The sequence below is a fragment of the Chitinophaga nivalis genome (assembly GCF_025989125.1).
Lineage (GTDB): Bacteria > Bacteroidota > Bacteroidia > Chitinophagales > Chitinophagaceae > Chitinophaga > Chitinophaga nivalis.
The window spans coordinates 587,135-613,626 of sequence record NZ_JAPDNR010000001.1 but is presented as its reverse complement, the minus strand read 5'-3'; the positions used below and the strand labels follow the sequence as shown (position 1 = coordinate 613,626).

The window sequence follows — 26,492 nt, the reverse complement described above, 5'->3', positions numbered from 1 at the left end:
AACATTAACAACAAAAAGCACCTTGTGGTTGTACTTTTTGCTGGTACGCCCCAGTTTACAAAAAGGTTGCCAGTCTTATGCCAATGCGGATATTATGGAGAAGATGATATACACTGCAGGTGTTTTGCCGGCATTAAATCCAGGGGTAGAAATTATGGTATAGGTGTTTGAATAGTAGCCACCAGTAAGTGTTGTGTGGATATCGGATGAGAAGCGTGCATGGGGAAGATCGCATCCTGATAAAGGAAATGTTAAGTTTCTGTCGCGCCTGACATCAGCAAGGGCGTTTTAAGGGTGTTATCATAGAAAAAGCCATATGCCTGCCCGTTATAGCTGACATATCTGCCATCAAAACGGGCGGGCAGCAGTAAATACAACGTTATTTAAACTTACTGATATGTTCCAGGATGGCTTTATAATAGGCCAGTTTATCTTTTCCCGGCAGGCTGACAATTGTTACATCATTGGCCGCCAGCAGATCCAGCTTGAATTTGGAGGCTGCCAGGTATTCTTCGGGAATGTAGTAATAGATGTCGTGGTTAACCGGAACGTTTTTATGATGAAATTTTTGCCGGGCCCTATAGGTCAGGAGCCACCACAGGTCTGTTTCTACAAAGTCCAGCGACAGGCCGAAGATGTGAATATCATGGGTAAAGAACAAATCTATCCAGGAGTGATAATGCACTTGTCTGGCATGTATACGCCGTAGCAGCGATGCTTTCGGTACATCTTTGCTGGTATAGAAAGTGCCACTTACCACGTAGTTCCGCATCAGCTGTAACTGGCCGCCATAATGCTCAAATCCCAGGTTAATACTCATGGGATTCAGGCAGTCGCCGTGGATATGCCAGTAGTGGATATCGTGCATTTTATATCGCCTGAAAATGCTGTAGAATTTTTCTTTGATAAGACTGGTATTTTCCAGTGGTATGCTGCCTTCCAGGGTAAATTCATAGTTGGTAGTCAGGATATGTGCGGGCTTGAGTGCGCGGATAGCCTGATGAATTTCGTTGCCTTTGATTTCAGCCGTTTTGATGGCGATGAAAGATTTAAGGTCTTTCTCCCGGATTTTTTCCCGTTTGCTGGCTGTCAGAAATATTTCTTCATACAGGAGGGGAAATGGTTTTTTTTCATCCAGGTCAATGCAATCGCCTGCGTGGCAGAAGGCGATAATGTCCTGCAGGAGATCTTTCCAGCTTTGTCCGCCGGAGATGTTATTGATATCATTCCCGATTAATAAAACAAGGTTGTTCATAGCAGATAGTATTAGGGTTGGATAAAACGGAAGGTTAGGTTAATTCTTCCGGTGGTTGCTTTACTGGTTTTGGGTACCTGGTGTTCCCAGTACTGTTGCAGGTCTCCCTTCATAATGAGCAGGGAGCCATGTTGCAGGGCCAGTTCATGCTTCAGGTGATGGTCGTTTTTATAGCGCAATAAAAAACGGCGGGTGGCGCCAAAGTTGACAGATGCGATAACTGGTTGGGGGCCTAGTTCTGGTTCATCATCTGCATGCCATCCCATTGAGTCGTTTCCATGGCGATAAAGGTTTAATAATACACTATTAAAGGGTTTTCCGGTTACGGGGGTAATAAGGTCGCGGATCTGCAGCAGGGCAGGTGTCCATGGATGCGGCGTGAAACTATTTCCTGAAAAGGTATACCGGGCGCCGGCATCGCCGTACCAGGCCATCAGCCGGGGAAACAATACCTGTTTGCCGTACAGCTGCATGGATTCCTGTTTCCAGGCAATATTATCCAACAGCAGCTGCAGCAGTTGGTCACTGACAGCTTTGGAGAAGAATTGCGGATAATAAACAAGTTCCCCGTTACGAAGCACGATTTCATTGCCCGCTGTTGGTTCATCAAAAATATTCCCCTGCACACTCATATCACAAATGTAGGAAGATGGTACGCAATGTATATGTTATTTGGTGGGCGTCATATCTTTCCAGGCCCAGAGATACCGGCAGGCATGGGTGCGGTAGGGCGACCATTTGGCAGAGATTTTCCGGAGCTGTTCGCGGAACGCTTTTTTGTCTTCCGTTTTGAGCCGGTAGATTTTTATCATCGCCTGTTGCAGGCCCAGGTCATCGATCGCAAACACATCTTCCCGGCCCAGGTAAAACATCAGCAGCATTTCCACCGTCCATCGTCCTACGCCTTTTATTTGGGTGAGATAGGCTATAACGGCTTCGTCATCCATCTTTTTCAGTTTACTGTCTGTCAGCTTTTCTGCAATAACGAATGCGGCTACATTGTGTACGTAGCTCACTTTGGCATTGGATAAACCGATACTCCGGAGGGTGGTGGCAGGGGTGTCGAGCACCTGCTGAGGCGTGGGTTCCTTTCCGTTATACAGCTGCAGGAAACGGTTGTAGATCACATCCGCTACTTTGGTAGATAGCTGCTGGCTCATAATGGAGCAAATCAGCCGGAGGCAGATATTTTTTCGTATAGTCAGTGCCGTTAAGGGCTCCTGAATAATCAGTTGCAGCTTTTTATCTCTGGAGAGATGACTGAGATAGGCATCCTGGGTAGCAACCGGAGTGCCGGAAGATTTTGGCATAAACTGTTGTTTGTGTTAATACATCCTGTCCTGCACGCCGGTTACCGGTTCCCATCAATAACTGAATGGTTGGGCATATATCACCTGCAGTATGGTTTGACCTACTGCTTTCAGTGTTTTCTGATCAATCACCTGCATGTTATCATTCTGGGTATGCCAGTGAGACGGGAAGTTGCCGCTGGCCTGCCAGGCAATGATATCGAAAGTGGGAATATTCGCGAGCGTGTTTACATAGATATGATCATCCGTGATAAAGGAGCCCCTGTCTTCGTAGCGGAAAAAATCAGAATAACCGAGTTTGTTGGCTACGTCCCAGAACATCTTCATCTGTGCCGGTGCATATTGCTGGGAAGCGCCTTCCATATAGAACTGCGAGCCCCGGCCACCTACCATATCCAGGAGGATACCGTAGTTGGCTTTATACCCCTTCACATGCGGGTTTTTAGCCCAATACTGGGTACCCAGGCAAAAACTATTTTCTTTCTCCGATACGCCATAATCTTCTACATCCACCAGCAGGATATCCACACCGGCATCCGGTTTCTTTAAATGAAACTGCCGGGCTGCTTCCAGTAATACGCCTGCTCCGCTGGCACCATCGTCGGCGCCATCCGGCTTTTTCGTTTTATCGAAGGCATCTTCATCCGCCCAGGGACGGGTATCCCAGTGTGCCAGCAGCAGTATCCGCTGTTTGGCTGCAGGGTTGAAGCTGGCAATGATGTTAATACAGGGGAGTTGCTCATTTTTAGGGCCGGTAACCGTGGTGCGTTGCACATAAACCGTATCGGCCCATTTCCGCAGATTGCCGATCAGCCAGTCGGCACATTTCGCCTGTGCGGGTGTATTAGGAATCCGGGGACCGAAAGCCACCTGTTTTTCCGTATAGGCGTAGGCGGAATCAGCATGAAAGCCAGGTACCGGAATATCCAGTTTCACTACTTTGCTGTCGCCGGTGCTGTCGGCAATATTGTCTGCCGGTGTTGTATTCTGTTGACAGGCGCCGGCCACGAGGGCCAGCGCTGTTGCAACAATCAGCTCTTTACGCATTATTTTCCTGATATTTTGCTTATAAAACACTGTAGGAGACGGTGCCGTCTTTTTCATCCTTCAACTGAATACCTACTGCCAGCAGCTCGTTCCTGATTTTATCGGAAGCGGCGTAGTCTTTACGGCTTTTGGCTTCCTTACGCATCTCAATCAACATTTGCAGCACGCCATCCAGTTTGTTGTCTTCTCCTGCAATGGCTTCCTGTTGTAAGCCCAGGATATCAATCAGATAGGTTTTCCAGGTTTGTTGTAATAACTGGAAAGTATCTTCACTGATTTCGTGCATTTTTATCTGCCCGCTTTTCAGGGAGTTGATAACCGGTGTCAGTTCAAACAGGTTTGCCAATACCTTGGCGGTATTGATGTCGTCGTTCATGTATTCCGGGCATTCCAGGCACCAGTTGCGTACCTGCTTATCCAACTCTTCATTCACTGGCTGACCATTGGTGCTATAGGTCAGTTTCTGCAGGGTATCGAAGGCTGCCCACAGCCGTTGCAGGCCTTTTTCCGCCGCCTGAAGCGCCTCATTGGAGAAGTCCAGTGTACCCCGGTAATGCGTTTGCAATACAAAGAAACGGATGGTCATCGGGCTATACGGTTTGTCCAGCTGGTTATTCTCACCGGTAAACATTTCCGTCAGCTTAATGGTATTGCCATAGGCTTTACCCATTTTACGACCATTGATGGTAATCATGTTATTATGCATCCAGTAACGGGCCATCATATCGCCGTGGGCAATTTCACTTTGGGCGATTTCGCACTCATGGTGTGGAAACTGCAGGTCCATTCCGCCGCCATGGATATCGAACTGGGTACCCAGGTATTTGGCGCTCATGGCAGAACATTCAATGTGCCATCCGGGGAAACCTTCGCCCCAGGGGCTTGGCCAGCGCATGATATGCTCTGGTGGTGCCTTTTTCCACAGGGCAAAATCGGCTTTGTTATGTTTGTCGTCCTGGCCTTCCAGTTCACGGGTGGTTTCCAGCATATCTTCCAGTACACGGCCACTCAGGATGCCATATTCGTAGTTGGCGGCATATTTTTTTACATCAAAATATACACTGCCGTCTACTTCGTAGGCATAACCTTTCTCTATGATCTTTTTGATCATCTCAATCTGCTCAATGATATGGCCAGTGGCGGTAGGTTCTATGCTTGGTTCGAGACATCCGAATTGTAACATGGCCCAGTGATAGAGGTTGGTGTATTTCTGCACCAGCTCCATGGGTTCCAGCTTTTCGAGGATGGCGAATTTGGAGATTTTATCTTCCGCCGCACGTCCTTCTTCTTCAAAGTGGCCGGCGTCGGTGATGTTGCGTACGTAACGTACTTTATAGCCAAGGTATTTTAAGTAACGGAATACCACATCAAAGGTGATATAGGGGCGGGCGTGGCCGAGGTGGGATTCCCCTGATACTGTGGGTCCGCATACATACATGCCTACGTGGCCGGGATGCAGCGGGGTAAATACTTCTTTCTGACGGTGTAATGAATTGTATATCCTGAGTTCTGACATATGCTGTTTTTACAGATGTCATCCGGCCGGGCGTTCAGACATCTTATTTTTATTGGTGGATGGCAAAGATAAAAATTGTTTTAGTGGGAAGTCAAATGTGCCGCAACAACATCGGTCAGTCCTCAATAAATTATACATTTTCATAATGATTACAGTTATTTATTTACTTCTACTGTTGCCTGTCCGCTGCCTATCAGGCTAAGGTTGGCAATTACAGGATAATGATCTGACAGGTCGGAGATAATTTTCCGGAAACTGTTGATTTTAAAGTCAGCACTGGCAAAAACATAGTCAATCCGCAGTGTAGGCGCCAGGCCGTTAAAGGTACGGCCAATCCCCAATCCTTTTTGCAAAAAGGCATCCTGCAGATCGCCTTTGATGGTAAAGTAGGTATAGGAAGCGGGGGTGTCGTTAAAATCTCCGCAAACGATCACCGGATAAGGGCTTTGTTTGATAAATCCACCTACAATATCGGCTTGTTGGCTGCGGCGGATATACGCTTCCCGCATTTTCTGCACAATACTTTTGGTGGCTACCAGCCCGGTATCTTCCTGGTTTTTGATTTTTTGTATGGCATTGTAGTCTTTGGCGTTGAAGCGGTAAGACTCCAGGTGCATATTTACAATACGGATGGTATCCGTTCCTTTTACAATATCGGCATAAATCAGGCTTTCACTCCGGGGACCTACGCTCATTTTTACTTTATCTGCAGCAATGATCGGATAACGGGAGTAGATGATAGAACCCCAATGCTGCATCCCGTTCCGGTTAAAATCGCTGGAAAAAAAGCGATAAGGCAGTTTCATCTCCCGGGAAATATCTTCCCGGTTATTGAAATCATTTTTTTTCTCAGAAGTATAAAAATCCTGGAAGCAGGCAATATCCAACTCCTGTTTTTTGATCAAAGCAAACATGGCCAGCCGGTTGTATTTACTGTCTCGTTCCCGGTAAAGCCCAAACTGGCTTACATTATAGCTCATCACCGTTAGTCCGGGTTGTGCTGCCGGCGGTACTTTGTTGCCACCAGTGATATTCAGCGCCACAAATGCGCTGATCGATTTCCAGCCCAGGAATATGGCAATCAGCGACAGAAAAGCATACCGGTAATTAAAGAACAGCCAGCCAATCAGAAATATCACCAGTAATCCCAGTAAAAACGGGAAAGCCAGCGTGATAAAACTGATTGGCCAGAACCATGCCGGCGAAATATAAGGCGCCAGGCAGGCTGCCAGGAAAAGTAACACCACGGCGAAGTTGATGGTCACAAAAAATCCCTTCGTAAATAGTCTTAAAAATCGCACCGGGTTCGCACTTTGTTGAATGAATAAAGTTAATGTTTTTTCAATGACAGACGGGCCATAAAGGGGAAATGCTCTGAAAACGGAATGTGAAAAACCTTGCTGCCGTGGATGTTAAACCGATCCTGGGGTAAGAGGTAATCAATCCGTAAGGAAGGCGACAGGAAAGAAAGGGTACGGCCCCAGCCCCGGCCGGTTTCCAGAAATGCGTCCTGTAACCCGGGCCGGATTGTCCGGTAGGTATAGGATACCGGTGTGTCATTAAAATCGCCGCAAACAATCACCGGATATGGACTGGCTGCTACCAGAGATGCCAGGTGCCTGGCCTGTGCCGACCTTTCGTGGAAGGTATGCCGCATTTTGGAAAGCAGGCTTCTGCTGCCACCGCTCTGCATATTGCTGTAGTCCTCACCCTTGAACATATACGAAGTCAGTTGCACGCTGAAAATGCGGACGGTATCCGTATTCACCAATACATCTGCCTGCAGGAAACTGTCGCCGCTGCCGGCGTGCTTTTTTTTGCTACAGGGGATCGCTTTGGCGGATAGAATAGGAAAACGGGAAAACAGGATGATACCATAATACCAGCTTTCCCAGTGAATCCGGTCGCACGTGAAATAATGGTAAGGGTAGGGGCCTGCCAGGCGGATACTGTCCAGGTTATGCGTCAGGTCTGGTTTATCGTTGGTGTAGAATTCCTGCATACATACAATATCTGCAGCGGCAGATTTTACCAGGTTATACACAGCGTTACGCCTGGCCGTATCTGTTTGGTACTGTACCAGTCCCATACTGCTGGTGTTGTAGGTTAGCAGCGTAAACTGGTCACTGTTGGCTGGTTTGATAATATCATCCTTCGGCGAAAGGTGAATACCCCAGGTATGCAGCGCTACGTGTAGGCATAGCAGTACGCCAGCTGCTGTAATCAGGGCATATCTTTTTTGCCGGAGCAATAATAATACAGGAATAAACAGGCAACAAACGGGAAACAAAACCGGGAAAATCATCCCGGCGAAGCCGGTAATCCAGTATTTACCAGGATTGAAATAGGGCAGATAAGCACTGAGTAACAATGATATAACCAACAGGCCGTTACTCCATACCAACAATCGACGAAGGGGCGTGGACATGGGGTGTGATTTTGAAGCCGGCAAAATACGAATTACAAATAGCGAATGGCAGGTTTGGTGTGATTTTTTTTAATGCACGACCATACCTGCCATTCGGCATAATATACTGTATCGGTTGTTATTCAGGTTTACTTGCCCGCAACAGGGTATCCCTTTCATCGTCTGTCAGCGAGGTAATCCCGTTTTCACTTATTTTATCAAGTATTTCATTCAGCCGTTGCTCCGGCACTTTGCCGATTCGTTTATAAGGCGGGAGGGGAGAGTCAGACTGAAGGTTTTTTTTAATATCCTCCGGATCGACCCGCTGCGCAGCCGGGTGAAATACGTGGGTTAATTTAAAGACGATTCTGTTGAATCCGGCGCCCCAGTCGTTGCCTTTTTTCCATTGCTGCATATATATCCATCCGGCTAATGCGCCACCTGCCAGTATCGGCAGCTGGGTAATGCCATTAGAAGAAGACAGTAAGGTACCTATTGCCAACCCGGTAAATACCAGGGTAATTACCCAAAGGGCAATACCTCCAGCCATCAGGGGGAAAATGCGGAAACGGGGTGCTACCGTGGTAACGCCAATGGCTAATGCCATAATACTACCGGCAGCGCCCATGGTATGGGCATTGGCAGCCTGGGCATGAAAGCCGGGAATCAGCTGCATGGCAGCCAGATAAAAGAGGTTACCGCAGATGCCACCAAAAAGATACAAAGGTAAAATACGCTGATAACCAGCCAGGTGCTGCATGAATGTACCAAAGCACCACAGCCAGACCATATTGGAAAATACCAGCCATACGCCCATGTGGGTAAACAGGGAGGTGACAAGAGTCCAGGGGCGCGACAGGAACAATGATAAACTGCCGGGGAGCCGGAGCCAGGTCATAATATCCTGGTAAAAACGCGGTTCTCCTACTTGTTCCATCTTGTAAATAACAAGGGTGAAAAACAGGAAAATAAAAACCGTCAGGTTCACCACCAGTAATTGTGTCACCATATTTCTTCCTTCTCCTAAAGAGAGGCGAGGTAGTTTCTCTTTTTCCAACGCATGCATGGTACAAATATTTTCAATACAAAATTACGGCTTATAACAGTCGTGTTAAGAAAAATCCTTTCGATGTGTCCTGTTCCATGCTTTGATCAGCAGGTAGGCAAACAGTACGCCGCCCAGATGGGCGAAGTGAGCTACATTATCATCCGGCGCGTTTTGAATACCCGCCCATATTTCAGAGATAATCATGAAGCCCGCGAAGAATTTGGCCTTAACAGGAAAGAAAAAGGAATAGAAAACAATATTATTCGGAAACAGGTACCCAAAGGCAAACAGGATGCCGTAAATAGCTCCTGATGCGCCCACCACTACGGTGTTGCTGTATTGATGCACATACTGTTGCACATATACTTTGGCAATGCCGATCGCCGCATCATTATTAGGATCATGCGATAATACGTCCTTTAGTCCACTGAGGCTTGTAGAGCCGTCCGACAGGGAAAACTTGTTGTCCAATGCAACAAAGTTACTGTAGGTAGGATCATGCAGAAACGCATTGGCATATTTCGTTAGCGTGATATTTTCGTAGGTAAGCACCCCCATGTAACACAAGGCTGCACCCAGTCCGCAGATAAGGTAAAAGACCAGGAACCGTTTGGGTCCCCAATGATTTTCCAGTGTTGCGCCGGATATCCAAAGAATCAGCATGTTCATGATCAGGTGCCAGGGATTACTGGTAGAGTGCATGAAGAAATGCGTAATAAACTGATAAGGCCTGAAAGCACTGGAACCCCAATAATGGAGGGCAAAATGATCATTCATATCATAGCCGTACCGGTGTAGCAGCGTCATTTGTATCAGCCACACCAATCCGTTAATGATCATAAGATTCTTGATCACCAGGGGTAATGAAAAATGGAATCCTCCGGGCCTGTAGTTGCTCATTGTTTGCTTAATTATTAGCTCGTTTTTTCAGCAGCACCACATTTTCTATATGATGTGTGTGCGGAAACATGTCCACCGGTTGTACTTTTTCCACGGTATAAAGTGCATCCAGCAATGCCAGGTCTCTGGCCTGTGTTGCCGGGTTACAGCTTACATATACAATTTTTGGGGCGGCAATTTCCAGCAGTTTGTTCACCAGTTTTTCGTGCATGCCAGCCCGTGGTGGATCAGTAATGATCACATCCGGTTGTCCGTGATGCGCGAAAAAGGCATCATCACAAATATCGACTACATCCCCTGCAAAAAATTCGGCATTGGTAACATTGTTACGGGCTGCGTTTTCCTTTGCATCGTCAATGGCCTCTTTAATCAGCTCTATACCCACTACTTTGCGTGCATTGCGGGATACAAAAATGCCGATACTGCCGGTACCACAATATAAATCATATACAATTTCCGAACCGGTGAGCCCCGCAAAATCCCGGGTTACCTTGTATAACACTTCTCCCTGATAAGTGTTGGTCTGGAAAAAGGATTTCGGGCCTATTTTAAATACAAAATCTTCCAGTTTCTCTTCTGCATACCCTTTTCCAAAATAGGTTACTGGTTCCAGATCGAAAATGGAATCGTTCTTTTTGGGGTTGATCGTATACACGATGGTAGTAATAGCGGGTACTGTTTGCAACAGATGGTCCAGCAGGGCAATTCTGTTGGCTTTGTCTTCGTGGTGTATAACCAGGTTGACCATAATTTCCCCGGTTGTGCAAAGGCGTACCACCAGGTTGCGCAGCCAGCCTTCCTGTTGACGGATATCGTAGAAAGTCAGGTCATGAGCAATGGCATAATCCCGGATCGTATTGCGGATCAGGTTTACCGGTTCCTGCATGAGGTAACAGGTATTAATATCCAGTACTTTATCAAACAGTTTGGGTACGTGAAAGCCCAGTGCGGGTTTTACCGGTATCTCTCCATTGTTTTCCCTGATTTCTTCGTTGGTCAGGTAAGCTTTATTGCTGAAAGTAAACTCCAGTTTATTGCGGTAATGTTCCGTATGTGCGGATCCCAGGATGTTATCCATGGCAGGTAATACCAGTTTCCCGATACGTTGCAGGTGATCTGCTACCTGTTGTTGTTTGTATTCCAGCTGCAGGCTATAGGGCATCATCTGCCATTTACAGCCGCCGCAGGTGCCAAAGTGGTGGCAAAAAGGGGCCACCCTTTTATCAGAGTAGACGTGGAAGTTTACGACTTTTCCTTCTGCCCAGTCTTTTTTGTTTTTATGGAGGCGTACGTCTACCACATCGCCGGGTACTACACCGCCTTCAATAAAAATAACTTTGCCGTCTTGCCGGGCCAGGGCTTTGCCTTCCGCCGCATAGGCAGTAACAGGCACTTTTTCTAAAACAACATTTTTTTTCCTCACGGCTGCAAAGGTAATTGGAAATGCTGAATCGGAATACGAATTCATGGAATTACCACTCAGCATTCTGCTTTCTGTTTTTACTTTTTTCCGCGTACTTTTACATATAGCTTCCAAATCCTATGCGTAAATTATTTGTACTACTCATTGCAGCCCTTTCTATGCCGATCTGCCTGCTGGCGCAGGGTTACCAGATTACCGTTCAGCTAAAGCACTTCACCGGCGGAAAACTTTTCCTGGCCAATTATATGGGCAGAACGACCTATCTCACGGATTCCGCGGCGATCAGCCCGACCGGGGTGGCGGTGCTGAAAGGGAAAGAGCCCTTGTTACCAGGCATTTACCTGGTGGTAATGCCCGATAAGCAGAAGTACATAGAAACCCTGGTGGATAAACAACAGGTATTTAATATAACCATCGATACGACAGATTTTGTTAATAAAACTGTTTATAAGAATGCTACAGATAATGAACTGTTTCTATCTTATAACCAGTTTCTCTTTCAGCAGGAATCGCTGGGCCGGCGTATTCAGGATCAGCTGAAAAACGCTGCTACCGCTGCCGACTCTGCGAAAGTGGCGCCGCTGCAACAGGAGTTGGGGAAAAAGATCCGGGATTTCCGGACCAATTTCATTGCGGCGCATCCCAATAACATTCTCACCACTATTTTCCGGGCGATGAAAGAGCCCGAAGTGCCACACCAGCCGGCTGGTGAGGATTCTACCTTTGCTTACCGTTACTTTAAAGCTCATTATTGGGATGAAGTAGATCTGACCAGCGATCGCCTGGTGAGAACGCCTATCCTGGAAGCCAAGCTGAAAAAGTATTTTGATCAGCTGGTGCCGGCTTATCCGGATTCCATTATTGCAGATAGTGATGCATTGATCGCCAAAACCCGCAAGAGCAAGGAGATGTTTAAGTTCGTATTGTGGTGGCTGACCTATAACTATGAAAGCTCTCCGTATATGGGTATGGATGCCGTGTTTGTGCACCTGGTAGAGAAATATTACGTACCTGGAGAGGCATACTGGCTGAATAGTGAGCAACTGAATAAAATCGTTAACCGGGCATATGCGTTGGCACCCAACCTGATCGGGCAGCAGGCTGCTCCCCTGGAGCTGAAAGATACTGCTTCCCGTCCGGTATCGCTCTACAAAACCCCGGCGAAATATACGGTGCTGGTATTCTGGGATCCAACCTGCGGCCATTGCAAAACCGAAATTCCCCGCCTGGATTCTGCTTTCAACGCCAGTTGGAAGAAGAAAGGCGTGGCAATGATAGGTGTAAAAACAGAGGGCACACAACAGGAATGGCTGCAGTTTATCAAAGACCATCATCTTTCCGGATGGATACATGCTTCCGACCCGCAAGCTACCAGTAACTACCGCCGGTTATACGATGTATACAGTACCCCTGTGGTGTATTTGCTGGATGAAAAAAAGAAAATTGTGGCAAAAAGGCTCGGTGTTGAGCAATTGATCACCTTCCTGGATCGGGTGGCTGCAGATAAAACTACCGGGAAATTGTAGAAAAAGATGCGAAAACTGTAGAATATTGTCCTCAATGAACATTGATTTTCAAAGAGTTGTAGCAATTTAACATTCCTTTGGCATAGTCTTTGGCTTTATGGAACCGGACCATAAAAAATTAAAGGTTATGACTAAGAAGAGCATTCTATTATCATTTGCTGCACTTTCCATTTCATTTGCTGCCATGTCGCAGGTACGTGTTGGTGTTAAAGCTGGTTACAACTTGTCCAACATTAGTATAGATAATTCAGGTAGTACAAAGAATAAGAGTTCACATTCCGGTTTCCACGTAGGTGCCATCGTAGACCTTCCCTTAGTTCCAAAGATTCTGTCTTTTCAGCCAGGGGTATTTTACACCACCAAGGGAACAAAAGCAGAAACAGGTAATAAAGATAATGTCTCTGTTGCCAATCCTTTTGTGAAACACACCATCAATCCATCTTACATTGAAGTGCCGTTGAACTTTATCGGTAAAATTCCAATCGGACCCAATGCCCGTTTGTTTGCCGGTGTAGGACCCTATTTCGCTTTTGGTGTAGCAGGTAAAGACAAAACAGAAGTAATGACCGTAGCTGGTACCTCTGTTACTACTTCTACCAGCCTGAAATGGGATGATGACACCCCGTTTGCCAATGGTGACCGTAACCAGGGTTGGGACAAATTCAAACGTTTTGACTGGGGTGGTAACGTACAGGTAGGTGCCGAAATTCACAACTTCCTGATTGCAGCACAGTATGGAATAGGCTTTACCAAAGTGCGTTCCGGCTCCAACAACTACACAGATAACAACAATAAAAACCGCGTATTCAGCGTGTCTGTTGGTTACCTGTTTGGTGGTAAATAATAATTGTCTCCAAAACAAATCACAACGCTGGATTGTATTATCAGTATCATAAGTAAGTGAAAAAACAGGCATAATAATAAATCAACTCAATAGAACGGAATTGGCGCCATTGCCTGTTGGCGCCTGTTTCCTATCAATTAAATACACCACAAAATGAAGAAGGTATTATTGTCTGTGGCGGCTTTGCTGGTTGCAAGTCTCTCTTTTGGTCAGGCGAAATGGGGAATCGTTGCAGGACCTCAATTCTCCAGTATCACCTCAAAAAATATTATAGCCAACAGCGGAAAAGAAACCAGTTCCCTGTTAACCAGTGTAAGAGCGGGTGTTACAGTGGATATTCCGCTGGCGGAAGATTTCTTTATCGGCACAGGTTTACTGTATTCCGGTAAAGGAGGTAAAATGAAAAACTCCGATATCAAAACTACGTTGTCGTACCTGCAGTTACCGGTGAACTTCATGTTTAAACCAGAAGTAGGAAGCGGTAAACTGGTATTGGCGGTAGGTCCTTACTTCGCGTATGGTATATCCGGTAAGGTTAAAAATACCCTGTTGGGAGATTTAAACGCTTTCGATGATGAAGCGTTGCTCTACAAAATGAAACGTTTTGATGCAGGTGCAGGTATCAATATCGGTTATGAAATACCGGCAGGATTGTACTTCGGATTGAATGCAGACCTGGGTTTGGTGAATGTCGCAGATAAGACAGATAACAGCCGTAGCTTTAAAAATACTTCCTTTGGCGTTTCTGTTGGATATAAATTCGGTGGACGCTAAATGTAATTTCATTAACATTGAACTTCTTGGGAAGGCTGTCAGTTATAAACTGACAGCCTTTTCTTTTTTATGAGAATCTTGTAATCTTTTTCTAATTTAGCCCCCAGTAACCGAAGAATGCAAAGTAGCTTGAGATATAATAGTATAGTAGCTTGAGATATAGTGGTCGTGTATATTTATCCCTTTGTACATTAAGACAGTAATTTTTCTAATCCCAACAGTGCCGAACAAATGAAATTTGTCACAATTGCTGTAGCAGCAGCATTACTTGTTGCCGCTACCTCGAACGCCCAGGTGAGCTTAGGCTTGCGTGGAGGTTATGTGAATGCCCGTATGGATGCAAAAACGTCCGGTAGTAATTCACGGACGTTGCAAACCAGCCCACTGGATAAGTGGCAGGCTGGTTTTTATTTGAATGTCCCGCTGGTTAAAAACCTGTATCTGCAGCCAGGCCTCAGTTACATCGTGAAAGGAGCTAAACTGGATAATACGCCGCAATTCTCAGATGTTAAACTACCGGGTGTATCTGCCATCAAGTTGCGATACCTGGAACTGCCGGTGAACCTGGTATATAAAGTACCGGTTTCTTTCGGAAAAATAGTAGCCGGTGCTGGTCCTTATGTATCCTACTGTTTACGGGGAAGTTATGATTTGTCGGTATACGATGCCGGTGAAGAATGGCAAAAAAGTACCCAGGAGGTTGATTTCCGTCAGTTCCCCAATGTGAAGACGACCCAGCTGAGTTTACAGCGCTGGGATGCCGGTATTAATTTTTTAGCCGGAGTGGAACTGAACTGTTTTGTGACGCTTGGTGTCAATTACAGCCTTGGTCTGATGGACATCGACAAAGCTGCCAATAGCCGTATCCGCCAGCATTACCTGGGTGTAAACATAGGAGTGTTGCTGGATCGCGAAGATTGGTAATTAAAATACTTTACCGGTTTCTCCGGTACATACTATCGTGATGCTTCCCGCTCCGGGAAGCATTTTTTTTGCCCGCCGGTAGCCGAAACCAGGTAAAGGGAACCGGGCAAATAAGATTTTATATTTTTTTTTTAATCGGTATAGGGGACAAGTATATCCTGTGCGTCATATTATCGAAAGTAACAACCATAGCAGGTTGAAACGATCATTGGACAGTTAAAATTAAAAGTGTGACAGTTATAGGGATATGCCACTACGTATCTACGTGATGGCATTTTTTTTATATGAAAGAAAGCAAAAAAGGGAGGACTTTCGTCCTTCCCTTTCCTCAAGCGAAATATCTTTTTCTACTCTTACATAATGGTTTCCACCGCTTTACGTACAACTTTCGGCTTGCCCAGTGTATAATAATGTAACACAGGTACACCAAAAGCTTTCAATTCCTTGGATTGAGCAATCAACCATTCTGTACCCACCTGTTCCACATCTTTGTCAGTTTTACACTTTAAAATTTCAGTAGACAAATCAGTTGGGATATCCACATGGAAAATCCGGGGCAGTGTTGTCATTTGTTTTTTAGAGGTAAGCGGTTTTAATCCCGGAATGATGGGAACGGTAATACCCATTTCCCGGCATTTACCCACAAAATCGAAGAACTTCTGGTTATCGAAGAACATTTGTGTTACGATATAGTCGGCGCCATTTTCCACCTTACGTTTCAGGTGACTCATATCTGTTTGCATGTTAGGCGCTTCGAAATGTTTTTCCGGATAACCGGCCACTCCGATACAGAAATTGGTTTTTACCCCGCTTTGCAGGTCATCTTCCAGGTAAATACCGTTATTCATGTGTGCCACCTGATCCAGCAGGTCTATCGCATAGCTGTTGCCATTGGGTTCCGGTTCAAAGAAGGTTTCGTTTTTAGGCGCATCTCCCCTTAAAACCAATACGTTATCCACACCGAGGAAGTTGAGGTCTATCAGTGCGTTTTCTGTTTCCTCCCGGCTGAACCCGCCACAAATCAGGTGAGGAACCGCATCTATATTATAATGGTTCATGATAGCCGCACAGATGCCTACTGTACCCGGCCGCTTGCGGATCTCCACTTTTTCAAAGGCGCCATCCGCCTTTTTCTTGAACATATGCTCACTGCGGTGATAGGTAACATTAATATAAGCTGGCTTGAACTCCATCAGGGGGTCCAGGTGCTCATAAATAGACTCTATGCTTTTTCCTTTGAGGGGGGGAAGGATTTCAAATGAGATCAGGGTATCCTTTGCCTGAGCTATATGTTCTGTTACTTTCATATATGTAAAAGCTTTATGGAATAATCGGCTGGTTGGTAAAACCGGTATTCCTGCTAAAAATTATGCGGACAAAAATAAGATATCCCCTTATCAATATCATATCATTTTTAATCTTAAGAGAAGTATAACTAGGCCAAGTGGATGAATTGTTTATTTTTGCTAAGTTTGAGCATATGGCATTAAGAATACATACAGACCAGCTGGTAAAGCGTTACGGCAACAGAACGGTGGTAAACCATGTATCTGTTGAGGTGTCTCAAGGTGAGATAGTAGGGTTGCTGGGCCCGAACGGGGCTGGTAAAACCACCTCCTTTTATATGGTAGTAGGCCTTATTAAGCCGGATGAGGGCAATGTTTATCTGAACGACCTTAATATTACCAAGCTGCCGATGTATAAAAGAGCCAAAATGGGTATTGGTTACCTGCCTCAGGAGGCGTCCGTATTCCGGAAGCTGAGTGTGGAGGACAATATCTCTGCAGTACTGGAAATGACCAATCTTAAAAGAGCCGAACAAAAAGAAAAACTGGAGCAGCTGTTGTCTGAATTCCGGCTGCAACACGTCCGGAAAAGCCCTGGTGATGTATTGAGCGGGGGAGAACGCCGCCGTACAGAAATTGCCCGTGCCCTGGCAGTAGATCCCAAGTTTATCCTGTTGGATGAACCTTTTGCGGGTATCGACCCTATTGCTGTGGAAGACATTCAGTCAATTGTTGCCAAACTGAAATATAAGAACATCGGTATCCTGATTACGGACCATAACGTACAGGAAACCCTTTCTATTACTGACCGCGCCTATTTATTGTTTGAAGGGAAGATTCTCAAGTCCGGATCAGCAGAAGAACTGGCAGAGGACGAACAGGTAAGAAAAGTGTATCTTGGCCAGAATTTCATTTTGCGCCGGAAAGATTACCTGGACGAAGCAGCTAAACAATAAAAACATTCTACAGTATCCTATATGAGAATTTTAAGTCCTGCAATATCACAATTGGCAAGATTGCGCATGGGGCGTATTGCGTATTTTATGCAATACCCTGTGCAGGTGCAGCAGCAGGTATTCCAAAACCTTATCAGTGCAGCGCAGTATACCGAATTTGGTAAACAGTACGGCTTTTCGAAAATTTATAAGATAGACGAATATAAGCAAAGGGTTCCGGTACATACATACGATACCATTAAGCCTTACATACAGCGCACGATGGAAGGGCAGCAAAATGTGCTCTGGAATACCCCGATAAAATGGTTTGCCAAATCCAGCGGTACCACCGCGGATAAAAGCAAATTCATTCCTGTTACAGTAGAAAGTCTGGATGAATGCCACTACCGCTCTGGCCGGGATGTGGTATCTCTTTATTATAACAACTTCCCTGACTCCGACGTATTTACCGGCAAATCGCTGGTTATCGGCGGCAGCCACCAGGTAAATAAATTATCGGAAAACAGTGATTCCTATTGCGGGGATCTCAGTGCGGTAATGCTCCAGAACATGCCCTTCTACGGCAACATGATCCGTACCCCGGATCTGGAAATAGCCCTGATGGAGGAATGGGAGGAAAAGATTGAGCGCATGGCCAATGCGGTTATTCACGAAAACGTGACTTCCATAGCAGGGGTACCTACCTGGACAATTGTACTCATCAAACGCATTTTTGAACTTACCGGAAAAGATAACCTGGCCGACGTATGGCCTAATCTGGAACTGTATATGCATGGCGGTGTAAGCTTCACTCCTTACCGCGAACAGTTTAAAAAGCTGATTCGCAAGCCATTAATGCATTATCAGGAAACCTACAATGCATCAGAAGGATTCTTTGCCGCACAGGATGTCATCGGAGAAGAAGGCCTGTTGCTATTCCTCAATCATGGTATCTTCTACGAATTTATGCCCATGGAAGAAGTGGGTAAAGAAAATCCACGTACCCTGCAACTGCAGGAAGTGGAGCTGGGCAAAAACTATGCTTTGATTATCAGTACCAATGGTGGCTTGTGGCGTTATATGGTGGGAGATACTATTCAGTTCGTATCTTTAATACCCTATCGTATCAAAATCAGCGGCAGAACAAAGTCATTTATCAATGCATTCGGAGAAGAAGTAATTGTGGAAAACTCTGATACCGCTATTGCCCGCGCCTGCGAAGCTACCGGTGCAGTCGTAAATGATTATACCGCAGCCCCGGTTTATTTCAGTGACAACGGAAACGGCGGACATGAATGGCTGGTGGAATTTGAAGTAGCTCCGGACAACCTGTCGAATTTTACGGAAGTAATGGATCGTACCCTGAAAGAAATCAATTCAGACTACGAAGCGAAAAGATATAAAGATATTGCCTTACGCATGCCGGTAATACATGTATTACCCCAGGGCACTTTCTGTGAGTTCCTGAAAAGCAAGGGAAAACTGGGCGGACAACATAAAGTCCCCAGATTAAATAACGACCGCAATTACCTGGAGGAGATCCTGAAATTTGTAGCCGATTATATGAACGCTTAAAACCTATCAACTATAACATGAAATTACTGGAGAACAAAGTAGTAATTGTAACAGGCGCCAGCCGCGGTATCGGAGAAGCCATTGCTTTAAAATTTGCAGCGCAGGGTGCTGACGTGGCTTTTACTTATGTAAGCTCTGATGAAAAGGCAAAAGCATTGGAAGATAAACTGACTGCACTGGGTGTAAAGGCGAAAGCCTATAAATCCAATGCTGGTGCTTATGAAGAATGCGAAACACTGGTAACAGAAGTGTTGAAAGAATTCGGGAAAATAGATGTCTGTGTGAATAACGCAGGTATCTCCAAAGATAACCTGCTCCTGCGTATGAGCCCTGATCAATGGGATGAGGTGATGAATATCAACCTCAAAAGCGTATATAACATGACCAAACATGTGATACGTCCGATGATGAAGGCTAAATCAGGTAGCATTATTAATATGAGCTCTGTCATCGGTATTATGGGGAATGCCGGCCAAAGCAGTTATGCTGCTTCCAAAGCAGGTATCATTGGTTTTACCAAATCCATTGCACAGGAACTGGGTAGCCGCAATATCCGCTGCAATGCCGTTGCTCCTGGTTTTGTAGAAACAGATATGACGCAATACCTGAAAGAAGGGGAAGGCGCCAGCAATTATATTCAGCAGATTCCACTGGGCCGCTTCGGTACAACGGAAGATATTGCCAATGTATGCCTGTTCCTGGCTTCTGATATGAGCGGCTATGTAACCGGCCAGACGATCAGCACCTGCGGCGGTTTATGCATGTAATCTCTGAAAAAAAGATAGTAAAACGCGGGTAATTTACCCGCGTTTTTTTTTGCTGTGAACTTATCGTACTTTCCATGACGGGGAACGTTTTCTATATATAAATAAATAAAAGGTGAACAATGATGTCGGTTTCCTGTCCAAATGCAATAATTTGAGACCGCAAACTGTTACGCGTCGCCGGTTACACATTGGAGGAAATAAGCACAAATATTATACATCAGCATCGACAATTACCTGTTTTTGAATCTTTATTCAAACAGTATTATGCTGCACTCTGTGCGTTCGCATTTGAGTTCGTAAATCGTCATGAGCTGGCAGAAGAAATTGTGCAGGACACCTTTGTAAAAATCTGGGAACGTTATGAAGAACTGGATATACAAGTGTCTGAAAAAGCCTACCTATACAGGGCCGTGCAAAATAATTGCCTGAACTTCATCAAACAGGACAAAATAAAAGCGCAGTATGGCAGCGAATTAATGCAGCAGCTGGAATCGCGTATATCCTTACTCGGTATGTCATCCTTCCATTCTCCGGTAGAAAAGCTGGAACATTCGGAACTGGAGCTGCTGGCAGAAAAAGCCATCCGCAAATTACCGCCTCAGTGTCAGGATGTATTTCGCTTAAGTCGCTTTGAACAATTAAGTTATCCCGAAATATCCCACCGCCTGGGTATCTCCATCAATACCGTAAAAACCCAGATGACCCGTGCCCTGCAACGGTTACGAGCCGAATTACTGCCGCTGCTGAAGTGATGTGTTAAAAAAAAGAGAAATTTTTTTTGGGAGGTTGTCACCCGGTTGCCGGCAAAAAATTGTCTTAATAGCTGTTGTCGAAATTATGGGACCTATCTATACTGATGAGCAGGCGGAAGACCTGATTGTACGTTTTTTATCCGGGAATGTTTCGCAGGAGGAGCAAAAAGAGCTGGAACAATGGATAGCTGCTGATGCAGCCAATCGTGTTCGTTTTTTGCAGTTGCGGGATACCTGGATGGCGACGGCGCCATCAGCTGGATACCATACAGACAATGCCTGGCAGACATTATCCTGCCGGATAACAGCGGAGCCGCAAATACCAGCCATTAGCTGGAAACGGTATATGCAGCAGGCAGCAGGTTATGTATTGCCTTTTATCATTGGTGGCGGATTGGTATTTGCCTGGTTTGCCGCCGGCCGGAAAAAGCAGGATCCACGACTGGTAACGATTACCAGTCCGAAAGGAGCTACCACCCGGATATCGCTGTCTGATGGTACGGAGGTATGGCTGAATGCCGGCAGTAAGCTGCAGTATGCACAGTCCTACAATAGGAAAGACCGGGAAGTGAAGCTGGAAGGGGAAGCATTTTTTAAAGTTCAAACCGATGCGGAAAAGCCGTTTACGGTAAAGGCTTCGGATCTGCAAATTCTGGCGCTGGGCACATCCTTTAATGTAAAAGCCTATCCGGAAGATAAAACCGTTGTCACTACGCTGGTAGAAGGAGAAGTGAAGATAGATGGTAGTAACACGGCCCGTCCGTTTGGCGTAATGATGAAACCACATCAGCATGTAGTATATAAAAAACCTATATCAGGTATTCATAGTGAACAAATGAAAAGTACTGCCGTTGCTGCCGATAGTGCTGATAAAACACAGGTAGAAAGCAGTGAAGTGAACAATACGGAAATATATACCGCCTGGAAAGATGGCAACTGGATCGTTGCCGCACAAACCATGGAGGAACTGGCCGTAACGATGGAACGCAGGTTTAATGTAACAGTGAAATTCAATGAAGAAGAACTAAAAACCTATCAATTCAGTGGCACTTTTCGTCAGGAAACCCTGGAACAGGTATTAGGAATTCTGCAACTGACCGCACCGCTGAAATATCGTATAGATAACGGTGTGGTGACCCTGGGGATTGATAAAGTACTCCGGGAAAAGTATGCAAAAGCGTTAAAAACCGGCAAATAACCGGTACCATAGACAATCATTCTATCACCTGTAAACCAATATACATGCACGATATGAACGACTAAAAAAAATTGGGGTAATGCGACTTACCCCAATCAACGAAATCCACTTATGACAGTCTTTGCGACGGACTGCCACTGTAAACAATCGTTTAAACTAAAATCTATACAAGTTTATGAAATCCACTTCAAACTTGGAGGCATTTGTATGCCCCAGGCGAAAATTATTGCTCATGATGAAAATGACGGGTCTGCTGATTTTCGGAGGGTTCTTACAGGTATCAGCTACCACCTATGCACAGGATAGAATCAGTGAACTACATGCAGAAAATAAAAGCGTGCGCGAAGTTTTTAAGCTTATTGAAAACAATACCAACTATCGCTTTTTCTACAATGAAAACTTTTCCGACCTCAACAGGGCGGTTACCATTAGTGTAAAAGATAAAAAAATCAACGATGTACTGGGACTGCTTTTTTCCAGCTCCAATGTTACGTATCGTGTACTGGACAATAACCTGGTAGTGATTACTCCCGTAGGTGCTGCCCAGATAAAAGTAACCGGTTTTGTAACCGATGCAGTTACCAAAGATCCGCTGCCAGGGGTAACCGTGGCTGTGGAAGGTACCAGCATTGGCGCCGTAACCGATGCTACCGGTAAATTTACTTTACAGGCGCCGGCAGAAAATGGCACCCTGGTGTTCTCCTATATTGGCTATATCCTGCAGAAAGTAGCGATAGGTGGCCGGTCTGAGATCAACATCAAACTGGAACCAGATACTAAAAAACTGGAAGAAGTAGTGGTCATGGGATATACCACCACTACCACCAAAAACCTGACAGGAGCTGCACAGGCGGTATCCGCAGTAAAACTGAAAGATGTTACTGCCACCAGTGTAGATAAAATGCTGCAGGGTAAAGTGAGTGGTGTGTTTGTTGGTAATGGTTCCGGAGACCCGTCTGCAGCGCCGGTAATCCGTATCCGTGGTAACGGTACCTTAACGGCCGGTAATGCTCCGCTGGTAGTAGTAGATGGTATCATCGGCGGTTTACCGAACCCCAGTGATATTGAAACAGTAACCATCCTGAAAGATGCGGCTGCCACCACACTGTATGGTGCCAGAGCTGCCAACGGGGTAATGGTTATTACCACCAAACGTGGTAAAGCCGGTAAAACACAGGTAAACTTCCGCACCAATATCGGTACGGCTCAACTGAATACAGGCCGCTTCCACCTGATGAACAGCGCCAGCTTATATGACCTGCAGAAAGCTGCCGGCAATGACCTGGACCCTGCTTTACGGAATGTAGGCACCAACTGGGAAAAACTGGCCTTCCAGAATGCCTCTAACCAGAACTATGAATTATCTACCAGTGGTGGAAACGAAAAAACGAAATTCTACCTGGGCGGTAACTACTATAAAGAAGATGGTATCCTGAGAGGTACAGGTGTCGAACGTTTCAGCGCACGTTTGAATCTGGACCATAACATTACAGACAGACTGCGGGTGAGCGCCAACTTCGCCGGTGTACAATCATCCAACCGCGATAACAATAATGGCTCCCTGTATCAGTATCCCCTGAATATGCCATGGGATAAGCCTTACAATGCCGCCGGCAAACCTGTGAACCCCGCTGTAATAGACGAATGGTACGGGCGCGATCGTTCCAACTTCCTGTTTGATCAGCAGTACAATTACAATAAAGACGTAAGACAAACCCTGGAAGGTTTGCTGAAACTGGAATACGACATCACCAAATGGTTGGTATTCAGCACCACCAACCGGGCGCAATACTATCACTACCGCAATGAGAGTAACGGAGATCTGAGAACAGCTGCCGGCGCTGATGATCGTGGTAACCTGTATAACAGCTACCAGGATTCTGTTGCCTATATCAGTTCCAACCTCCTGAAAGCCAGGTATACCTTCAATAAAGTACACAACATCGACGGTTTGGTAGGTGCGGAGTTTCAACAGGTAAACCTCAACGATATCAATGCCAAAGGAAAAGGTATCCTCGATGGTAAAGATGTACTGGATGTAACATCCACACCGCTGAAAATTGGTGGTACTAAAACAGACCGTGCTTTCAATTCCTACTTTATACAGGCGAACTATAACTACAACTATAAATACTACTTCACCTCTTCCTTCAGAAGAGATGGTTCTTCCAGATTCGGCGCCAACAAACAGTATGGTAACTTCTATGCGTTTGGAGCTACCTGGGCTGCCTCTGAAGAAACCTTTATTAAGAATATCAAAGCCATCAGCAACCTGAAAATCAGGGCCAGCTATGGTACTACCGGTAATGCGGAAATTGTGGATTATAACGCCATCGGCGCCTATGCGGTAAATACCCAGTACAATGGTTATCCGGGCGCTTATCCAAGCATTTATAATGTACCGGATCTGTCATGGGAAAAATCCTACAGTACCAACATTGGTTTCGACCTGGGATTATTTAACCGGATCAACCTGACGGTAGACCTTTATCAGAAAGATAACAAAGACCTGCTGTTCAATGTGCCATTGCCTGGTACGGCCGGTTATGCCTATATCCTCCGGAACATTGGCTCCGTGCGTAACAAAGGGATTGAAATCAACCTGAGTACAGATAACCTGGTAGGTGAATTCAAATGGTCTACCGATTTCAACATCGGCTTTAATAAAAACAGCATCCAGGATTTATATGGTGGAAAAGATTACATCACAGATCCGCTGAGCAGCTACTTTATTTTAGAGAAAGGACAGGATATGCGCAGCTTCTACCAACGTAAATGGTTAGGAGTAGATCCTGCTACCGGTACGCCACTGTGGGAAAAACTGATCAAAGACGATAAAGGAAATGTGGTGGGCAGCACAGCTACCGGTGTGTATAACGAAGCTTCTCTCCAGATTACAGGTAGCGCTTCCCCGAAATTCTTTGGTGGTATCCGCAACGTATGGTCTTATAAAAACTTCCAGCTGAGTGCATTCATCTCCTTTGTATCCGGTAATAAAGTATACAATACTACCCGTGAGCTGATGGATAATGATGGTGCTTACTTCTCCTATAACATGATGGAGCTGGACAAAAAATGGACCCGCTGGCAACAACCGGGAGATAATGCTACCCATCCGCAATATAAAATCGGTGGTAACAAAGAAGCTCATAAACCATCTTCCCGTTTCCTGGAAGACGGTAGCTACCTGCGCTTAAGGAATGTGAACCTGAGCTATACGCTGCCAAAAGAATGGCTGAACCGTATGCGTGTAAACAATGTACGGATTTCTGCCGGTGGCGATAACCTGTGGACCCTCACCCGTTTCTCCGGTATTGATCCGGAAACAGATGACCGTGGTATCAGCAATAACCGGTACCCATACAGTACCAAATGGTTTGCTGGTCTTGAAATCAATTTTTAACAGGGGCGAAAAAAGAAATTAACATGAAGCATATATCCAAATATATTGCAGGACTTTCACTGGTGGCGCTGGTATCTTCCTGTTCGTTGAATAAAGAGCCACACAATGGTATCAAAGATGAGGATATTCTGAACGATGAAACCAAATGGCCTGCTGCCACTGCCGGTAACTATTCTTTGCTGAAAGAGCAAAACTTTACCCGTAACTATTTCCAGATGGGAGAGTATCCCAGTGATGATATTGCACTGAGCGGTGCTACCACCGACCCATTGTTTTATTCCTACACTTACGGCCACCTGGTAAACCAGGGAAATGGCAACCAGATATGGCGGATGGGGTATAAAGCAATTGGTGGCTGTAACCGCCTGATGGCCGTTATGCCGGAAGGTAAATCTGCCGCTATTAATCAGCTGATAGGGGAAAACCTGTTTATCCGCGCTTTCGTACATTTCAGTCTGGTAAGGACTTTCGGACGTCCTTATTCCCAGAGTCCGGAAACTAACCTGGGCATACCAGTCATAACAAAATATGATGTAACGGAACTGCCTAAACGAAATACAGTAAAAGAGGTGTATGCACAGATCATTGCAGACCTCACCCGCGCACGCAGACTGATGAACAACGACAATACCAACAGCTACGCTTCCAAAGATGCAGCGATGGCATTGCTCGCCCGGGCATATCTCTACAGAGGTCAGAACGATTCTGCCCGCATCTTCGCGGATTCCGTGATACGGGGTGGCCGTCATCCGCTGGTACCTACCAGTGATCTGCCTACCTACTATACAAAAGGAAATGAAGGCAATAAGGAAACCATCTTCGCCATCCGGCATATGGTGAGCGACGACCGCGATTGGAGCTCTATCGGTTCTATGTATTATATGTCTCCGGGCGGATTGGGCTACGGAGAAGCATATGCATCTGAATCTTACAGAAAGCTGCTCGACAAATATCCGACAGATGTAAGACACGCCTTTGTTCAGCCGGTATACCTGAAAAACCAGTTTGGCAAAGACTCTGTGAATCCAACTACCGGTAAAAAAGTACTGGCTACCCGTGGTAAAGAAAATAACAAGGTGGAAAAATGGTATATCCTGAAATATTCCAACCAGGATAATATTCCTACACTGAGTTCACCGGTAGTACTGCGTGCTGCAGAAATGTACCTGATCCGTGCTGAAGCCTATGCCAAAGAAGGTAATAAAGAACTGGCCCTCGAAGATGTAAACACCATCCGTATGAGAGCTGGTTTAAGTGGTGATGCGCTCTTCTCCACCAGCGACCTGAAAGGATATGCTTCCGTACTCGATGTGGTACTGGACGAACGCCGCCTGGAGCTGGCATTTGAAACACACCGTGTTTTTGATCTCTTCCGCAACAACAAAAACATTTTCCGTGACTATAACGGCGTACATCCAGATCATCCGCAAACCATCCGGTATACGGACGCCAGGGTTGTACACTATATTCCGGAGCAGGAAATTTTGCTGAACCGGAACCTGGAACAGAATCCATAATCCAGAAGAACCTGAAAAGCCCCGCTAAACGGGGCTTTTCCTTTTATCAAAAAAGAGAGTAAAAAAGCCGGTATCCGCTGTAAAT

General features: G+C 45.7%; 22 protein-coding genes. 11 read left to right on the top strand and 11 right to left on the bottom strand.

Translation table 11 applies throughout. The annotated features are described in order from the left end of the window. Positions 1-379: 379 nt before the first annotated feature. The 10 genes from OL444_RS02580 to rlmD form a co-directional block, all read right to left on the bottom strand. Complete coding sequence (locus OL444_RS02580; RefSeq protein ID WP_264734803.1) at positions 380-1,255, bottom strand: hypothetical protein; 876 nt, start codon at positions 1,253-1,255, stop codon at positions 380-382. Positions 1,256-1,266: 11 nt separating this feature from the next. Then, positions 1,267-1,887: an alpha-ketoglutarate-dependent dioxygenase AlkB family protein gene (locus OL444_RS02575; protein WP_264734804.1), complete on the bottom strand. Its 621-nt coding sequence runs from the start codon at positions 1,885-1,887 to the stop codon at positions 1,267-1,269. Positions 1,888-1,923: 36 nt separating this feature from the next. Continuing rightward, on the bottom strand, positions 1,924-2,565 hold the full coding sequence (locus OL444_RS02570) for a DNA-3-methyladenine glycosylase family protein (protein ID WP_264734806.1): 642 nt from the start codon (positions 2,563-2,565) through the stop codon (positions 1,924-1,926). Between the two features lie 54 nt (positions 2,566-2,619). After that, positions 2,620-3,612, bottom strand: coding sequence for a M28 family peptidase (locus OL444_RS02565; protein ID WP_264734808.1), 993 nt, complete (start codon positions 3,610-3,612; stop codon positions 2,620-2,622). A 19-nt stretch (positions 3,613-3,631) separates the two neighbouring features. Continuing rightward, the gene (gene cysS / locus OL444_RS02560) at positions 3,632-5,128 is read right to left on the bottom strand and encodes a cysteine--tRNA ligase (RefSeq protein ID WP_264734809.1); all 1,497 of its coding nucleotides are present in this window, start codon (positions 5,126-5,128) and stop codon (positions 3,632-3,634) included. A 155-nt stretch (positions 5,129-5,283) separates the two neighbouring features. After that, complete coding sequence (locus OL444_RS02555; protein ID WP_264734810.1) at positions 5,284-6,429, bottom strand: endonuclease/exonuclease/phosphatase family protein; 1,146 nt, start codon at positions 6,427-6,429, stop codon at positions 5,284-5,286. Between the two features lie 29 nt (positions 6,430-6,458). After that, entirely contained in the window at positions 6,459-7,556 is a 1,098-nt protein-coding gene (locus OL444_RS02550; RefSeq protein ID WP_264734811.1) for an endonuclease/exonuclease/phosphatase family protein, read from the bottom strand. 118 nt (positions 7,557-7,674) lie between these two features. Continuing rightward, complete coding sequence (locus tag OL444_RS02545) at positions 7,675-8,601, bottom strand: rhomboid family intramembrane serine protease (RefSeq protein ID WP_264734812.1); 927 nt, start codon at positions 8,599-8,601, stop codon at positions 7,675-7,677. A gap of 45 nt (positions 8,602-8,646) precedes the next feature. Next, positions 8,647-9,483 (bottom strand): rhomboid family intramembrane serine protease, encoded by an 837-nt coding sequence (locus tag OL444_RS02540; RefSeq protein ID WP_264734813.1) that lies wholly within the window; start codon positions 9,481-9,483, stop codon positions 8,647-8,649. A 7-nt stretch (positions 9,484-9,490) separates the two neighbouring features. Next, positions 9,491-10,906 carry a 23S rRNA (uracil(1939)-C(5))-methyltransferase RlmD gene (gene rlmD / locus OL444_RS02535; RefSeq protein ID WP_264734814.1) on the bottom strand — a complete coding sequence of 472 codons (1,416 nt, stop codon included), beginning with the start codon at positions 10,904-10,906 and terminating at the stop codon, positions 9,491-9,493. Between the two features lie 119 nt (positions 10,907-11,025). Here rlmD and OL444_RS02530 point away from each other — a divergent pair, with 119 nt between their 5' ends. From OL444_RS02530 to OL444_RS02515, 4 genes are all read left to right on the top strand, one after another. Then, positions 11,026-12,432, top strand: coding sequence for a TlpA family protein disulfide reductase (locus OL444_RS02530; protein WP_264734815.1), 1,407 nt, complete (start codon positions 11,026-11,028; stop codon positions 12,430-12,432). 127 nt (positions 12,433-12,559) lie between these two features. Continuing rightward, on the top strand, positions 12,560-13,276 hold the full coding sequence (locus OL444_RS02525) for a porin family protein (RefSeq protein WP_264734816.1): 717 nt from the start codon (positions 12,560-12,562) through the stop codon (positions 13,274-13,276). A gap of 153 nt (positions 13,277-13,429) precedes the next feature. Continuing rightward, positions 13,430-14,050 (top strand): porin family protein, encoded by a 621-nt coding sequence (locus tag OL444_RS02520; protein ID WP_264734817.1) that lies wholly within the window; start codon positions 13,430-13,432, stop codon positions 14,048-14,050. Between the two features lie 231 nt (positions 14,051-14,281). Further along, the gene (locus tag OL444_RS02515; RefSeq protein WP_264734818.1) at positions 14,282-14,974 is read left to right on the top strand and encodes an outer membrane beta-barrel protein; all 693 of its coding nucleotides are present in this window, start codon (positions 14,282-14,284) and stop codon (positions 14,972-14,974) included. 353 nt (positions 14,975-15,327) lie between these two features. Here OL444_RS02515 and metF read toward each other — a convergent pair whose 3' ends face one another. Then, positions 15,328-16,281 (bottom strand): methylenetetrahydrofolate reductase [NAD(P)H], encoded by a 954-nt coding sequence (metF, locus tag OL444_RS02510; RefSeq protein ID WP_264734819.1) that lies wholly within the window; start codon positions 16,279-16,281, stop codon positions 15,328-15,330. 173 nt (positions 16,282-16,454) lie between these two features. Between metF and lptB the strand changes: the two genes are divergently transcribed. The 7 genes from lptB (at position 16,455) to OL444_RS02475 (ending at position 26,407) form a co-directional block, all read left to right on the top strand. Next, complete coding sequence (gene lptB / locus OL444_RS02505) at positions 16,455-17,216, top strand: LPS export ABC transporter ATP-binding protein (protein ID WP_264734820.1); 762 nt, start codon at positions 16,455-16,457, stop codon at positions 17,214-17,216. Between the two features lie 21 nt (positions 17,217-17,237). Further along, complete coding sequence (locus OL444_RS02500; protein WP_443092841.1) at positions 17,238-18,770, top strand: GH3 auxin-responsive promoter family protein; 1,533 nt, start codon at positions 17,238-17,240, stop codon at positions 18,768-18,770. Positions 18,771-18,787: 17 nt separating this feature from the next. Then, on the top strand, positions 18,788-19,537 hold the full coding sequence (gene fabG, locus OL444_RS02495) for a 3-oxoacyl-[acyl-carrier-protein] reductase (protein WP_264734822.1): 750 nt from the start codon (positions 18,788-18,790) through the stop codon (positions 19,535-19,537). Positions 19,538-19,725: 188 nt separating this feature from the next. Beyond that, positions 19,726-20,289 carry an RNA polymerase sigma-70 factor gene (locus OL444_RS02490; RefSeq protein WP_264734823.1) on the top strand — a complete coding sequence of 188 codons (564 nt, stop codon included), beginning with the start codon at positions 19,726-19,728 and terminating at the stop codon, positions 20,287-20,289. Positions 20,290-20,374: 85 nt separating this feature from the next. After that, positions 20,375-21,487, top strand: coding sequence for a FecR domain-containing protein (locus tag OL444_RS02485; RefSeq protein ID WP_264734824.1), 1,113 nt, complete (start codon positions 20,375-20,377; stop codon positions 21,485-21,487). 232 nt (positions 21,488-21,719) lie between these two features. Next, entirely contained in the window at positions 21,720-24,890 is a 3,171-nt protein-coding gene (locus OL444_RS02480) for a TonB-dependent receptor (protein ID WP_264734825.1), read from the top strand. Between the two features lie 23 nt (positions 24,891-24,913). Continuing rightward, positions 24,914-26,407 (top strand): RagB/SusD family nutrient uptake outer membrane protein, encoded by a 1,494-nt coding sequence (locus OL444_RS02475; protein WP_264734826.1) that lies wholly within the window; start codon positions 24,914-24,916, stop codon positions 26,405-26,407. The last annotated feature ends 85 nt before the right edge of the window (positions 26,408-26,492 follow it).